The sequence below is a fragment of the Sphingobium sp. PNB genome, from assembly GCF_019873065.1.
Classification (GTDB): Bacteria; Pseudomonadota; Alphaproteobacteria; order Sphingomonadales; family Sphingomonadaceae; genus Sphingobium; species Sphingobium fuliginis.
The window spans coordinates 1-14,374 of record NZ_JAINEZ010000109.1 but is presented as its reverse complement, the minus strand read 5'-3'; the positions used below and the strand labels follow the sequence as shown (position 1 = coordinate 14,374).

The 14,374-nt window shown below is 64.9% G+C and carries 11 protein-coding genes; 4 read left to right on the top strand and 7 right to left on the bottom strand.

Features of this window, described 5'->3' with window-relative positions; all coding sequences use genetic code 11:
- Positions 1-168: 168 nt before the first annotated feature.
- On the bottom strand, positions 169-693 hold the full coding sequence (locus K7W03_RS23935) for a regulatory protein RecX (RefSeq protein WP_044660375.1): 525 nt from the start codon (positions 691-693) through the stop codon (positions 169-171).
- 150 nt (positions 694-843) lie between these two features.
- Between K7W03_RS23935 and K7W03_RS23930 the strand changes: the two genes are divergently transcribed.
- The gene (locus tag K7W03_RS23930) at positions 844-2,604 is read left to right on the top strand and encodes a fatty acyl-AMP ligase (RefSeq protein ID WP_222887527.1); all 1,761 of its coding nucleotides are present in this window, start codon (positions 844-846) and stop codon (positions 2,602-2,604) included.
- Between the two features lie 158 nt (positions 2,605-2,762).
- Positions 2,763-5,060: a putative bifunctional diguanylate cyclase/phosphodiesterase gene (locus K7W03_RS23925; protein ID WP_222887526.1), complete on the top strand. Its 2,298-nt coding sequence runs from the start codon at positions 2,763-2,765 to the stop codon at positions 5,058-5,060.
- Between the two features lie 316 nt (positions 5,061-5,376).
- Here K7W03_RS23925 and K7W03_RS23920 read toward each other — a convergent pair whose 3' ends face one another.
- Positions 5,377-5,880 (bottom strand): DUF3617 domain-containing protein, encoded by a 504-nt coding sequence (locus K7W03_RS23920; protein ID WP_222887525.1) that lies wholly within the window; start codon positions 5,878-5,880, stop codon positions 5,377-5,379.
- A 109-nt stretch (positions 5,881-5,989) separates the two neighbouring features.
- Positions 5,990-6,535: a DUF3617 domain-containing protein gene (locus K7W03_RS23915; RefSeq protein ID WP_048576805.1), complete on the bottom strand. Its 546-nt coding sequence runs from the start codon at positions 6,533-6,535 to the stop codon at positions 5,990-5,992.
- 343 nt (positions 6,536-6,878) lie between these two features.
- Between K7W03_RS23915 and uvrB the strand changes: the two genes are divergently transcribed.
- Positions 6,879-9,062, top strand: coding sequence for an excinuclease ABC subunit UvrB (gene uvrB, locus K7W03_RS23910; protein ID WP_222887524.1), 2,184 nt, complete (start codon positions 6,879-6,881; stop codon positions 9,060-9,062).
- A gap of 280 nt (positions 9,063-9,342) precedes the next feature.
- On the opposite strand, the gene K7W03_RS23905 is transcribed toward uvrB, so the two are convergent.
- The 4 genes from K7W03_RS23905 to K7W03_RS23890 form a co-directional block, all read right to left on the bottom strand.
- On the bottom strand, positions 9,343-10,707 hold the full coding sequence (locus tag K7W03_RS23905) for a methyl-accepting chemotaxis protein (protein WP_140042573.1): 1,365 nt from the start codon (positions 10,705-10,707) through the stop codon (positions 9,343-9,345).
- A 96-nt stretch (positions 10,708-10,803) separates the two neighbouring features.
- Complete coding sequence (locus K7W03_RS23900) at positions 10,804-11,721, bottom strand: DMT family transporter (protein WP_044660371.1); 918 nt, start codon at positions 11,719-11,721, stop codon at positions 10,804-10,806.
- 1 nt (position 11,722) lies between these two features.
- Entirely contained in the window at positions 11,723-12,073 is a 351-nt protein-coding gene (locus tag K7W03_RS23895; protein WP_226870453.1) for an endonuclease domain-containing protein, read from the bottom strand.
- A gap of 55 nt (positions 12,074-12,128) precedes the next feature.
- Positions 12,129-13,649: a fumarate hydratase gene (locus tag K7W03_RS23890; RefSeq protein ID WP_025547484.1), complete on the bottom strand. Its 1,521-nt coding sequence runs from the start codon at positions 13,647-13,649 to the stop codon at positions 12,129-12,131.
- Positions 13,650-13,777: 128 nt separating this feature from the next.
- On the opposite strand from K7W03_RS23890, the gene K7W03_RS23885 reads away from it, so the two are divergent.
- Positions 13,778-14,293 carry a hypothetical protein gene (locus tag K7W03_RS23885; RefSeq protein WP_222887523.1) on the top strand — a complete coding sequence of 172 codons (516 nt, stop codon included), beginning with the start codon at positions 13,778-13,780 and terminating at the stop codon, positions 14,291-14,293.
- The last annotated feature ends 81 nt before the right edge of the window (positions 14,294-14,374 follow it).

Here is a 14,374-nt window from a genome sequence, read left to right as displayed (position 1 = left end):
GGGAGGAGGGTGGTTTGCCCGGTGGCGGTGGGAGCGGCGGTGTTTTCGGCTTTGGGGGCGGATGGGGAGCAGGCGGCCGGGAGAATTGCAAGGAGAAGGAGGAGGAAGAAGGGCTTCATGGGGGTGAGGTATCACGGCCTGGCGGTTAACAAACAGGGTGCTGAGCGGCTACTCATCCGCTTCCGGCACTTCCCCCGGCGCGGCGTCGGTCCAGCGGCGGGCGGTGGCGTAATCATGGCCGGCGCGCAGGAAGGCGGCAATCCATTTTTCCCGCTGCTTTAGATCCGGTCGTTCCTGGGCATAGGGGCCGATCCGCTTGCGTCGGGCGAAGCGGTCGGCGGCGGACCAGCTTTCCCTTTGGGTCTGCGCGTGGGCTTCCACCCGGTCGGCTTCCGCTATGCCATCGGCGCGCAGGGTTTCCGCGACCCGGCGGGCGCCATAACCGCGGCGGCTGAGCGCGCCGCTTTTCATCACGGCATAGCCGGCATCGTCGACATAGCGCAATTCGCTCAGCCGATCGACCAGCGCCTGCGGATCGGCGGGGTCTTCGCCGCCCCAGCCGCGTTCCTTGATCTTGCGGCCCAGATAGGCGAGCAATTTGGCCCGGCTGGTGGCGAAGCGCGCCACATAACGCAGCGCAAGTTCGCGCATGGCCTCTTCATCGAGCGGGGCAGGAGGGCGTTTGCCGGTCATGGCAATGCTTCATGCCTGTTGCGCCTTGATTATGCCACAGTCGGGCCGGAATTTTACCGCCCCTTTTGGGGTAAAAGCCCAAGCTGGAATGCAACTATCCGGTGCAAAGCGGCTTGAAAGCTGTTAGCGGCGCGCCGGAATATGACAAACATGACATTGGGTGACACCAATATGACGGGTTCGCAAAGCATGATGGCACCGACGCCAACCACCGACGATCTGCCCCGCCGCTTCTCGGACTTCGAGACGCTGGGCGAAGCGCTGGACTATGCTGCGACCGGGCGGCGCGGCCTGAACTTTCACGACGCGCGGGGGAATCTGGCGCGACCCTATCCCTTTGCGGAGCTGCGCGAGGACGCGGTCGCCTGCGCCCACCGGCTGATCGCCCATGGGGTGAAACCGGAGGATCGCGTGGCCCTGGTGGCGGAGACGGGCCCGGATTTCGCGCAATTGTTCTTCGGCATCGTCTATGCGGGCGCCTGGCCGGTGCCGCTGCCGCTGCCGACCAGCTTCGGCGGCAAGGAAAGCTATATCGACCAGTTGAACGTCCAACTGTCGAGCTGCGACCCGATGCTGTTCCTCTTTCCCAAGGAACTGGAGGAGATGGCGGGGGAATCCGGCCGTCAAAAGGCGGTCGAGAGCATCGCCTTCGAGGATTTCATCGCGCGGGAAGCCGTGCCCTGCGATCTGCTGCAGGCGAAGGGCGAGGAGATCGCCTATCTGCAATATTCGAGCGGTTCGACCCGCTTCCCCCATGGCGTGGCGGTGACGCATCATGCGCTGCTCAGCAATCTGGCGGCGCACAGCCATGGCATGGAACTGGTCGAGAGCGACCGCTGCATAAGCTGGCTGCCCTGGTATCATGACATGGGTCTGGTCGGCTGCTTCCTGTCGGTCGTCGCCAACCAGGTGTCGACCGACTATATGAAGACCGAGGATTTCGCTCGCCGTCCGCTGGCATGGCTGGACCTGATCAGCCGCAACGAGGGCACCTCGATCAGCTATTCCCCGACCTTCGGCTACGACGTTTGCGCGCGCCGCATGTCGAGCCAGACCAAGGCGCAGGATCGTTTCGACCTTTCCCGTTGGAGGCTCGCGGGCAACGGCGCGGACATGATCCGCCCGGACGTGATGCAGAGCTTCGTCGATGCGTTCGGGGACGCGGGGTTCAGCCCCAAGGCGTTCCTGCCGAGCTATGGCCTGGCCGAGGCGACGCTGGCCGTCACCATCATGCCGCCGGGCGAGGGCATCATCGTCGAACTGGTGGAGGAAACCGACCTTTCCGGCGGCGACGCGACCGAAGGCCGGCCGCAGCGCTTCCGCTCGATCGTCAATTGCGGCAAGCCGGCGCGCGACATGGTGGTGGAAATCCGGGACGAGGATGGAGCGAAGCTGAACGAGCGGCAGATCGGCAAGGTGTGGACCACCGGGCCGTCGCTGATGGTCGGTTATTTCCGCGATCCTGAGGCGACCGACGCCTGCATGGTCGACGGCTGGCTGGACACGGGCGACATGGGCTATTTGAGCGACGGCTATCTTTATATCGTGGGCCGCGCCAAGGACATGATCATCATCAACGGCAAGAATCACTGGCCGCAGGACATCGAATGGGCGGTGGAGCAGCTGCCCGGCTTCAAGCAGGGCGACATCGCCGCCTTTGCCATCACCACGCCGGGCGGCGAGGAAGCGCCCGCCGTGCTGGTGCATTGCCGGACCTCCGACAATGATGAGCGTACCCGGCTGCGCGACCAGATCCGCGAACGCGTGCGGGCGATCACCGGCATGAACTGCGTGGTCGAACTGGTGCCGCCGCGCACTTTGCCGCGCACCAGCTCGGGCAAGCTCAGCCGGTCGAAGGCGCGCAACCTCTATCTGACCGGCGAAATCCGGCCCTACGACATCGCCGCCTGACCCTTTGCCGCGAACCGACCGGCCGGGGGCCGCTTTTTTCATCTGCTTTTGACGGCCGTTACGGATTGATAACCGCTTGCTGTTAATCCGGCCGGGTGAGACGCGGGCAAGGGCCATCTTCTGAACAGGCTTCGCGGGAGCGAATATCGCTTCGGGCGATGATGGGTCTTGCCGTCGTGCCGGGCGATGCGGCGGAGCGCGTCCTTGCCGCCCAATTGCGCTCGGCCGATCATGTCGCGCTGCTGAGGCAGGCGATGAACCTCTTCGGCCTGCTGTTCCTGTGGCAGGTCTTCGGCGATCACGGCTCCGTGCCGGGGCTGATGGTCTGGAGCGCCGCGCTGGTCCTTTCCATGGCCGTCGGCGCCATCCTGCGGCGCAGGCGCAATGGCGCGGCGGCAAGCGCGACCGATCTCAGGGTCCATGGCTTCACCGGCCTGCTTCACGGCCTCGTCTGGGCGGCGTGCATGATGACGCTCTCGTCCGGGCACGGCGCCGCGCAGTTGGTGGCGCACTGGACGCTGATCAGTTGCATCATGGTCTGCGGCGCGATCAGCTATGCCGCCACTCCGCTGGCGGCGACCGGCTTCCTGCTGCCCTGCATCGTCGGGCTTGGCGCGCTGTTCGATCCGCGCGACCAGACGCCGCTGCTTGCCCTCGCCACCAGCTATGCGCTGTCGTTGCTGGTCGGCTGCTTCCTTTATGCACGGACCTTCGCCCGGCAGCACAGCGCCAGCGTGCAACTGGAGGAAAAGAGCGAGGTCGTCAGCCTGCTGCTGCGCGAATATGAACATGGCGCGTCCGACTGGCTGTGGCAGACCGATCCCGCGCGGCGGTTGAGCGGCGTGTCGCCGCGCCTTGCCGAAATGCTCGGCCGTACACCGGTCGAGGTGGAAGGCGTGCTGCTGGTGCAACTGCTGGCTGGAAATGCCTGGGAAAGCGGCCTGTTCCCGACCGAGCTGCATGCGTTGGCGGATCATCTGAAGCGGCGGGAAAGCTTCAGCAACATCGTCCTGCCGGTCGAGCTGGAGGGGGATGTGCGCTGGTGGGAACTGTCCGCCTCGCCCCGCTATGACGAGGGCGGCGCCTTTCTCGGCTTCCGGGGCGTCGGCTCCGATATTACCGAACAGAAGGAATCGGCGGAACGGATCGCGCAGCTTGCGCGGTTCGACCCGTTGACCGGCCTGCCCAACCGCACGCATCTGCGCGATGTGCTGGATCAGGCTATGGGCGGCGGCGCGGCGGCGGGCGCAGGGCGCGGCGGCTGCGCCTTCCTGATGATAGACCTGGACCGGTTCAAGGCGGTGAACGATACGCTGGGCCACCAGATCGGTGACAAGCTGTTGACCCAGGTGGCGCGGCGATTGCGGCATATCTGTTCCGGCGCGGAATTTTGCGGGCGCATCGGCGGCGACGAATTTGCCGTCGTCATCCCGCAACTGGGGGACAATCACGGCGTCGACGGGCTCGCGGCCCGGATCATCAACGGCCTTTCAGCCCCTTATCAGGTGGACGAACATACGCTTTACGTCGGTGCATCCGTCGGGTCGGCGGTATCGCCACAGGATGGCCATGAATCGGAAGCGCTGATCCGCAGCGCGGACCTCGCCCTCTATCGCGCAAAGGGCGATGGCGGCGGCGTGCATTGCGCCTATGAACCGCAATTGCATGCGCAGGCGGAGGAGCGCCGCCAACTGGAACTCGCGCTGCGCGACGCGCTGGAGAAGAACCAGCTGCATGTGCTGTTCCAGCCGGTGGTGGAGGCGCAGGCGGGCATTGTCGTCGGGTTCGAGGCGCTGGTGCGCTGGACCCACCCGGACATGGGGCCGATCTCGCCAGCCAAATTCATTCCGGTCGCGGAAGAAGCCCGGTTGATCGGACCGATCGGGGAATGGGTGCTGCGGACCGCCTGCAAGGAAGCGGCATGCTGGCCCGAAGGCGTGCGCATCGCGGTCAATGTCTCGGCCGAGCAGCTCGTCCATCCGAGCTTTGTCGGTGCGGTGGTGTCCGCCCTTGCGCAGAGCGGACTGGAGGCGCGGCGGCTGGAGCTGGAGGTCACCGAAAGCGTGTTCGTCAACGCCGATACCGGGGCGCTCAAGATACTCGATCAGTTGCGGGGGCTGGGCGTTCGGCTGTCGCTCGACGATTTCGGGACGGGCTATTCCTCGCTCGGCTATCTCAGCCGCACACGTTTCGACACGATCAAGATCGACCGCAGCTTCGTCGTGGGCGCGGCGAACAACAGGGCGGAAAGCCTGGCGATCATCCGCGCGGTGGTCACGCTGGCAGACAGTCTTGGCATGGCGACCACGGCGGAGGGCGTCGAAACGGAGGCCGAACTGGCCATGGTCAGGGGCCTGGGCTGCCGCAAGGTGCAGGGCTTCTATTTCGGGCGGCCCATGCCGGCGGCCGACGCGGCGGCGCTCTTCCCCGGACATCAGGTGCGCGCCCGGGCCTAGGCTTCATCGCCGCGATGGAAGGACGCGACCCAGGATGCGCTCCGGGGTCCATCGAACATGGCGCAGTCTTGCCCATCCGTCGCGGCAGCATGTTCTCCCATGCTGCTCTCGACCCGCCCCTTATCCGCCGCTCTCGATCCGCAATTCCATCGCCTCGGAAAGCATCCCCGCGCTTGCTATAATGGCCGGTAGCTTCGATCGCCGCGAGGGCCGCGCGCCATGCTCCGAAAGGCCGGCGATCCCGCGAAAGGAAGACGCCGCGCCGTCGGGCTTTGCGGACCGGGCACAGTTGGAGAACCCCGCCCGGTCCTTATCGTCACGCCTTGGTGCATTCCCCCGCACGCTTGCCGGTGACGTCATGGGTGGTGCGCAGCAAAGGCTGGCCGCCCTCGGTCCTCGTCATGGTGCTGCCCAGCGTCAGCGTATCGGCGGTGAAATTGCCCTCCAGCACGATTTCGGATGTGCCCTTGCCGGATGTGCAGCTCAGCGTAGCGATCAGACGCCCCTTGCGGATCAGCTTGTCCTTGTAGGTGCAGTTCTTGCCCTCATCCCCGGCGAGAGCATTGGCGTCCGGCACGCCGGCGGCATCGACGGCGATGCAGATCTTGTCCTCGCTCACCTGTTTCAGCGCGGCCTGATATTCGGCCGGGGTGACGGTGGGGGTATTATAGCCGGTTGTCTTGCGCGTCAGCGCCCATTCGCCCGCTTTCATGACGATCGGCGCTTCGGTCGTTTCGGGCGCGGGTTCCGGCTTGCTGCCGCAGGCGGCCAAGCCGAGAGCAAGCCCAAGCGGCAAGGCCGCCAGCGCGAATTTCTGCATATCCTCTCCCCTGTTCTCTGTTGGAACCGGTGCAGGCTCGCGCCAAGCCGTGCAAAGCGCAAGAGGAATCTGCTATCGCCTGCAGGCGCTTCGCTCACATCGCCTGCCCTTACTTCTCCGCGCAGGTCGTGCCGATCCACTTGCCGCTGGTCCTGGCCTTCATGCTCATGTTCATGCCATTGGGCGCACCGGTCATCTTCATGTCCATGTGCATCTCATAGCTTTCGGGCGCATAGCTGCCGGACATGACGGCGTTCATCGTGCCGCCCTGCGACTTGCAGCTTATCTCGCCCTTCACGGAACCGCCGCTGGCGTCGAAGCCCTTGTAGGCGCAATCCTTGTTCTCCTGCCCCGAGAACATCTTGCCGCTGGGGTTGGCGGCTTCCTCCGGTGAGACGCAATATTTGATCGAGGTGCGGCTCATCATCTTCTTCATCTGCTCTTTCATCTGGTCGCCGCCGCCGGGCATGTTCGGCATGTCGATGTCCTCCAGCTCATAGCTGCCCTCCCACTGGCCGGGCTTGAGCTGGACCTTCTGCACTTCCTGACGGACCTCCTCGCGGGTTTGCGGCTCGCTCGCCTTCTTTTCGCCGCACGCCGCGAGCAGGGCGGTCGCTCCCGTCAGGCCGATCAGGATGGAGAGTGTCGGACGCATAAGCTTTTCTCCCTGTTTCCACGCCGTTCAGGGCGCGACCATATCAAGGGAGGGGGAGGATGCAATGCGGAATGGGCAAGCCATATGTTCTTTATTTGTTCTAATTCTAATGCTATGCGTGTTAGACAATCGGGTGAGCGTTGATGGACTGGGAAGATAGAGAAGGGCCTACTTCGGCTCTTCGCGCGCGCCAGGGTGACAAGCCGGCGGTCTATCCGCCGCCGTCCGAGGGGGCGTTCGAACCGAAGCCCTGAAAGGGCGGAGGCGCGCGGCTTTGCCGCTTCCCGGCACAAGAGAGCGTGAAGCCGATTGCGTCTCAAGCCAAAGGCCCCATATTCCGCTTATGTCTATCCAGATCCGCACCACGCTGGACGAGCCGGAGACCGGCGAAGGCTTCGTCCCCCACCGCCCCGCGCGCCCGGAAAAGAGCGAGGGTGGCAGGCCGTTCAAACTGGTGTCGGACTATGAGCCGTCGGGCGACCAGCCGACCGCCATAGCCGAACTGGTGGAAACCGCGCTGGCTGGCGAGAAGGACCAGGTGCTGCTGGGCGTCACCGGATCGGGCAAGACCTTCACCATGGCGAAGGTGATCGAGGCGTTGCAGCGGCCCGCTCTGGTGCTGGCGCCCAACAAGATACTGGCCGCGCAGCTTTATGGGGAGTTCAAGAGCTTCTTCCCGGAAAACGCCGTCGAATATTTCGTCAGCTATTACGACTATTACCAGCCCGAAGCCTATGTGCCCCGCTCCGACACTTATATCGAGAAGGAGTCGAGCGTGAACGAGGCGATCGACCGGATGCGCCATTCGGCCACGCGTGCGCTGCTGGAACGCGACGATGTGCTGATCGTGGCATCGGTGTCCTGCCTCTACGGCATCGGCTCGGTCGAAACCTATTCGGCCATGACCTTCGCGATGAAGAAGGGGCAGGTCGAGGACCAGCGGGAGATCATCCGAAAGCTGGTCGCGCTCCAGTACAAGCGCAACGACGCGGCGTTCGCGCGCGGCAATTTCCGGGTGAAGGGCGACAATCTGGAGATTTTCCCGTCGCACTATGAGGACACCGCCTGGCGGGTCAGCTTCTTCGGCAATGAGATAGAGGACATCGTCGAATTCGACCCGCTGACCGGCAAGAAGGTCGCGAGCCTGGAATTTGTGAAGGTCTTTCCCAATTCGCACCACGTGACGCCGGGCCCGACGCTGAAGCAGGCGATGGAGGCGATCCGCTTCGAACTGGCGGAGCGGCTGAAGGAATTGCAGGCCGAGGGCAAGCTGCTGGAGGCGCAGCGGCTGGAGCAGCGGACCAATTTCGACCTAGAGATGATCGCTGCCACCGGCTCCTGCGCGGGGATCGAAAATTATTCGCGTTTCCTGACCGGCCGTCTGCCGGGCGAGCCGCCGCCGACGCTGTTCGAATATCTGCCGGAAAATGCGCTGCTGTTCGTGGACGAAAGCCACCAGACCGTGCCCCAGATCGGGGCGATGGCGCGGGGCGACCATCGGCGGAAGATCACGCTGGCCGAATATGGCTTCCGCCTGCCGAGCTGCATCGACAACCGGCCCTTGCGCTTCAACGAATGGGACGCGATGCGGCCGCAGACGGTCAGCGTCTCCGCAACGCCCGGGTCGTGGGAGATGGAGCAGACCGGCGGCACCTTCTCCGAACAGGTGATCCGCCCGACCGGGCTTATCGACCCGCCTGTCGAGATCAAGCCGGTGGAGGACCAGGTGGACGACCTGATCCATGAGGCGAAGGAGACGGCGAAGAAGGGCTATCGCACGCTGGTCACGACGCTCACCAAGCGCATGGCCGAGGATCTGACCGAGTTCATGCATGAGGCGGGGATCAAGGTCCGCTACATGCACAGCGATGTCGAGACGCTGGAGCGCATAGAACTGATCCGAGACCTGCGGCTGGGGGTCTATGACGTGCTGGTGGGCATCAACCTGCTGCGCGAGGGGCTGGACATCCCCGAATGCGGGCTGGTCGCGATCCTCGACGCGGACAAGGAGGGCTTTTTGCGCTCCGAAACCTCGCTCATCCAGACGATCGGGCGCGCGGCGCGCAATGTCGACGGACGGGTGATCCTCTATGCCGACCGCGTCACCGGGTCGATGGAGCGGGCGCTCAACGAGACGTCGCGCCGCCGCGAGAAGCAGATGGCCTATAATCTGGAACATGGCATCACGCCCACCACGATCAAGCGCAACATCGGCGACATCATCGCCCATGTCGCGTCGAAGGATCAGGTGACGGTGGACACCGGGCTGGAGGACAGGCCGCACCTCGTCGGCCACAATCTGCGCGCCTATATCGAGGATCTGGAAAAGCAGATGCGGGCCGCGGCGGCGGACCTGGAGTTCGAGGAGGCCGGACGCATCCGGGACGAAATACGCAAGCTGGAGGCGGAAGAGCTTGGCCTGCCCGCCGGGCAGCAGGTGGCGGCGCCGCGAGGACGGGCGACCGAGGGCAAGCCGGGAACGCGCAAACTGCGCTACGGGAAGGTGCAGAAGAAGTTCGGACGTTAGGGGGCGGGGGCTGTCCGCTTCTTGTTCGAACCCGCCAAGCTCCTCGAAGGCGCTCGAACAAGACGCGTGGTTCGTCAGAGCCCGGTTCCGCCGTCTGTGGACCATTGCACCGTGGAAACTGGGCTCCCGCCTTCGCAGGAGCACTTTGTGCCTCAAGAATAGCGGAATGGCCGCGATCCACCCGCCTTCCGCAGATCATGGCGTTTGAACGGGGCTTCCATACGCCGCTCCGTCTTCAGAACGCGGCGAAGATCGCTCCCGACCCTTCAGGCCGAAAATCTCACCTGTCCTGGTCCTGATAGGCCATTTGCAAAATCCCCCAATGCCGTCCTCGAACATGGATGGAGGCGATGACCTGCTTCAGCAATATGACCTCGCCCACGGCGTTCAGCCGCCGATAGGCCTTGATGCAGAAGGGTTGGGTGATCCTGCACTGCTCGCGCGTGTCGGGGAAATCGAAGATCAGGCCCTGGCGCGAATATTCGAAATTCCAGTTGTCGTCGCCAGGCCGCTGCGGATGCGACCGTTCCGGCATCGCGACCGCGCCGAAGCTGTTGCGGTCGGTGAAGGTCATGCCGAACAGCCCCGGAAAGACGCGCGCCCTTTCCTGCTGCACCCGCGCAGCGGGGATCAGCACCGGCTGGACCGGATGGCTATATTGCGCCGGCTGCGTGTCGGGGATCGGCATGTAGGATTCGCTGAACAATTCGCTTTCCGTCAGCCGGCCCTCGACAACGGCCAGTTCCAGCGCGTCGCTTACCGCCTGCGCGGCATCCAGGCAGAAATCGATATAGGGCGTATCGGGTATCTCGACACCGCTTTCCGCCACCAGTTGCAGCAGTCGGTTGGTGTCGTCGCTGGCAGTGGAGATGCGGCCGGACAGTCTTTGCAGGCCCCCTGCATTGTCGGTGGAGGTGCTCGCCAGCGCCGCCAGCCCGCCGCGAATCTCGCCCGCCGATCCGACGATGGAGGCGATGCGTTCGGCCACCCCCTCGCTGTTGCTGGACAGGTCTTCCATCAGCGCGCCGAGCCGTTCGACCAGCAGTTCGATATTCTTGGTGTCGTTAAGCGCCGTGCGCGCGGTTTCCGCGCCGTGGACGATGCCCTCCAGCATCTTGCCCGCCTCGCCGGTCAGCGCTCCGATGGACTGATCGATGGTCTGGGTAGCGGTCGCGGTTTCCTGCGCCAGCTTCTTGACCTCTGCGGCCACCACGGCGAAGCCGCGCCCGGCATCGCCTGCGCGCGCCGCCTCTATGGTCGCGTTGAGCGCCAGCAAATTGGTCTGGCTGGCGATGCCGCTGATCACGCTGGTGACATGGGCGACGGTCTTCAGCGCCTCGCGAAAGCCGTCAAGCTGTGCGTGGACGCTGCTCACCCGCTCGATCAGGTCGACGAAATTGCTGTTGGCGTCCGACAATTGGCGCCCGGAATCCTGGATGATGCTCCGCGCGGCCACAGCCTTTTCGCGCGCATCCTGTCCCGCCAGCGACACGCTTTCGCCATCCCGGGAAAGCTGCGCCGCCGCGCCGCTGATCGCCTCGATCGTGCGGGCCTGATTGGTGACGCGATCCGCCAGCTCGCTGATGTCCGCCTGCAGGTCGAGCGTGCGGATGCCCAGGTCGCCGGACAGCTTGGCCACCTTCATCACCGCCTGTTCGACGTTCCGGGTTCTTGCCTGGTTTTCCACGCCGTCCGGGCTATCGGACGTTGGTAAAATATCCGTTATCGATGCGGTGGGCCGTTATAGCGCGCCAGTCAGCGCCAGCACGACGCCGGTGGCCACCAGCACCAGCCCCATGACCTCGCTCTGCTTCATCCGTTCGCCCAGGTAGAAATGACCGAAGCCCAGGGTGAAGGCGACCTCCACCTGCCCGACGATCCGCACCAGCGCGACCGGCGCAGTCGCAAAGCCGGTGAACCAGCATGCCGAACCGAGGGCGGACAACAGCCCGACCTGCCCCGAAATGCGCCAGCCGTGCAGCACCTTGCGCATTTCGCCGGGCTCGCGCAGCAGCAGGAAACCGCCCTGCATCACCGTCTGCATGGCGACCGTCACGACCAGCACGATCAGCGCGGCCAGGACCGGGTCCGCGTTCGCGCCACCGGCGTCCACCTCCTGCGTTCCCCGCCGGATGGCGATGGCGGTCAGCGCAAAGAAGAAGCCCGAGGCGATGCCGCACAGCGCGGCCGGTTGCCCCAGCGCGCGGAGGAAGCCGGGCTTTTTGCCGCCGACCGACAGCAGCATGATGCCCGCCACGCCGCAGCCGATCCCTGCCCAGGCCAAGGGAGGCAGACGCTCCCCCATCAGCAGGAAGGAGAGGATGGCCCCCTGCACCGCCTCCGTCTTGGAATAAGCCGTGCCGACGACGAAATTGCGATGGGCGAAGGCCATGATCAGCAAATTGGTCGCGACGATCTGCGCCAGTCCGCCCCCCAGGCAGAACAGCAGGAACGATGGATCGGGCGAGGGGAGCGGGCCGGGATAGATCAGCCGATAGCCCGCCAGCAGCATCAGCGCGAAGGGCAGGCCGTAGAGATAGCGCACCAGACCCGCCGCGTTGACGGACAGTTCCTTGCTGACCCGGCGCTGCACCGCCGTCCGCCAGGCCTGCGTCGCTCCCGCCAGCAGCGTCGCCGGAAGCCAGATGGGAAACGCCATCCTAGTCCTTCCCGGGATGGTGGAGGGGAAATGCGCGATCGTGGTGCAGGATATGCCGCGCCACATCGTCGAAATCCCGGATTATGTCATGAGCCTTGATCCAGAGCACCCTAACCCCCTGAGAACGCGCCCATGCGTCACGCTGGGCATCCTGCGCCATCTGCTCGGCATGGTCATGAAAGCCGCTGTCCAGCTCCACTGCCAACCGGACAGAGGCGCAGTGGAATCCAGCACAAAAGCCCGACCGGATGCTGTTCACAGCGCGATTTCGGGTGCGCCAAAGCGCGCCGCAATTCCCGCGCCTGCGACGATCCTTCCATTCGGCTGCCTTGCGCCGATTCCCCGCCGCCATTTGCTTCGCAAACGGTCCCCCTCCCCATCTTCCGACGGGGAGGATCGGGCGAGCCTCACACCCCTTCGAGAAGGCCTTCCTTCTTGATCTTCTCCTGCCACACCAGCGGGGCGAGACGGTGGACATTCTGGCCTTCGCTGTCGACGGCTACGGTGACGGGCATGTCCTGCACCTCGAACTCGTAGATCGCTTCCATGCCCAGGTCTTCGAAGCCGACCACCTTGGCCGCCTTGATCGCCCGCGCCACCAGATAGGCCGCGCCGCCGACCGCCATCAGATAGGCGCTCTTATGCTTGGCGATGCTGTCGGTCGCCGCCGGGCCGCGCTCGGCCTTGCCGACGCAGGCCGCGAGGCCCTGTTCCAGCATCATGTCCATGAACTTGTCCATGCGGGTCGCCGTGGTCGGACCGGCCGGGCCCACCACCTCGTCGCGCACCGGATCGACCGGGCCGACATAATAGATGACGCGACCCTTGAAATCGACCGGCAGTTCCTCGCCGCGGCTCAGCATGTCCTGGATGCGCTTGTGCGCCGCGTCGCGCCCGGTCAGCATCTTGCCGTTGAGCAGCAGGCGGTCGCCATGCTTCCAGCTCTGCACCACTTCCGGCGTCAGCGTGTCGAGGTCGACGCGGATCGCCTCCTTGCTCGGCTTCCAGTCGACCTGCGGCCATTCCGAAATCTTCGGCGCCTCCAGATAGGCAGGACCCGAGCCGTCGAGCGTGAAATGCGCATGGCGGGTCGCCGCGCAATTGGGGATCATCGCCACCGGCTTGCCCGCCGCATGGCAGGGATAGTCGTAGATCTTGACGTCCAGCACGGTGGCGAGGCCACCCAGCCCCTGCGCGCCGATGCCGAGCGCGTTGACCTTGTCGAAAATCTCGATGCGCAGCTTCTCGATCTCGTTCTGCGGTCCGCGCGCCTTCAATTCGCCCATGTCGATGGGCTCCATCAGCGATTCCTTGGCCAGCGCCACGGCCTTTTCCGCCGTGCCGCCGATGCCGATGCCCAGCATGCCGGGCGGGCACCAGCCCGCGCCCATCTGCGGCACCATCTCCAGTACCCAGTCGACGATCGAATCGCTGGGGTTCATCATCTTGAACTTGGTCTTGTTCTCCGACCCGCCGCCCTTGGCCGCGACGTCGACGATGACCTTGTCGCCCGGCACCATCTCGACATTCAGCACGCAGGGCGTGTTGTCCTTCGTATTGACGCGCGAAAAGGCGGGGTCCTTCAGGATCGAGGCGCGCAGGCGGTTCTCCGGGTTCAGATAGGCGCGGCGCACGCCTTCATCCACGACCTCCTGCATGGAGCGGCTGTTATCGTCCAGCCGGCAGTCCATGCCCCATTTGATGAAGACGTTGACGATGCCGGTGTCCTGGCAGATCGGGCGATGCCCCTCTGCGCACATGCGGCTGTTGGTCAGGATCTGGGCGATGGCGTCCTTCGCCGCAGGATTGGCCTCCGCTTCATAGGCTTTGCCCAGTGCGCGGATATAATCCATCGGATGATAATAGCTGATGAACTGGAGCGCGTCGGCCACGCTCTCGATCAGATCGGCGGTCTTGATGACGGTCATCTACCCTGGTCCCTAATCTAAGGCCCGCCCCGCACGGCGGGTCCATGCAGGGGAGCGGCTAGTAGGGAATCGCGCGTGAGTCCAGTAGCGGCAGGGAGCCGGCCGCCTGTCCCGGGCGTTTCCCGCCCATGCCCCGCGCGCTCAAGACCTATCGCACCGCCATCGGCTTTCACGACGCCTATGTCGCCGCGCCCAGCCAGAAGGCGGCGCTGGAGGCCTGGGGCGTCGACGCCAATCTCTTCGCCCGCGGCGTGGCGGAGGTCGTGACCGATCCGGCCCTCATGGCCGAGCCGCTCGCCCATCCAGGCCAGGTCATCAGGCGCCCGCGCGGTTCCATGGCGGAACATCTCGCCGCGCTGCCCGAGGAGAAGCCCGCAAGCCCCAGAAAGGCGAAGGCGCGCGGCGCGGCCAGGCCCAGGCCCCGCCCCGACCGCGCACCGCTGGAGGCGGCGGAGGAGGCATTGGCGGCTCTCGACCGTCAGCAGGAAGCGGAGCGCCGTCAACTGGCCCGCCGCGAAGCCGCCCTTCGGCGCGCGCGTCAGGACCTGGAAAAACGGCATCAAGCCGAAAGGCACCCGCTGGAGAAAACCCGCGACGCAGCGGCAAAACGCTATGAAGGGGCGCACAGGACATGGGAAGGCTAGGGGTTGTGGGGATTTAGGATTCCCATTTGTTGGGAGATGTGATTCACGCTCTGGATGGACCGTTTCGTACTGACCGACGCC

Coding starts and splice junctions, on each gene's coding strand:
- K7W03_RS23890 (WP_025547484.1), bottom strand. CDS start 13,649: ATGACCGTCATCAAGACCGCCGATCTGATCGAGAGCGTGGCCGACGCG.
- K7W03_RS23885 (WP_222887523.1), top strand. CDS start 13,778: ATGCCCCGCGCGCTCAAGACCTATCGCACCGCCATCGGCTTTCACGAC.
- K7W03_RS23920 (WP_222887525.1), bottom strand. CDS start 5,880: ATGCAGAAATTCGCGCTGGCGGCCTTGCCGCTTGGGCTTGCTCTCGGC.
- K7W03_RS23935 (WP_044660375.1), bottom strand. CDS start 693: ATGACCGGCAAACGCCCTCCTGCCCCGCTCGATGAAGAGGCCATGCGC.
- K7W03_RS23900 (WP_044660371.1), bottom strand. CDS start 11,721: ATGGCGTTTCCCATCTGGCTTCCGGCGACGCTGCTGGCGGGAGCGACG.
- K7W03_RS23925 (WP_222887526.1), top strand. CDS start 2,763: ATGATGGGTCTTGCCGTCGTGCCGGGCGATGCGGCGGAGCGCGTCCTT.
- K7W03_RS23930 (WP_222887527.1), top strand. CDS start 844: ATGACATTGGGTGACACCAATATGACGGGTTCGCAAAGCATGATGGCA.
- K7W03_RS23905 (WP_140042573.1), bottom strand. CDS start 10,707: ATGAAGGTGGCCAAGCTGTCCGGCGACCTGGGCATCCGCACGCTCGAC.
- K7W03_RS23895 (WP_226870453.1), bottom strand. CDS start 12,073: ATGGCGGCGGGGAATCGGCGCAAGGCAGCCGAATGGAAGGATCGTCGC.
- K7W03_RS23915 (WP_048576805.1), bottom strand. CDS start 6,535: ATGCGTCCGACACTCTCCATCCTGATCGGCCTGACGGGAGCGACCGCC.
- uvrB (WP_222887524.1), top strand. CDS start 6,879: ATGTCTATCCAGATCCGCACCACGCTGGACGAGCCGGAGACCGGCGAA.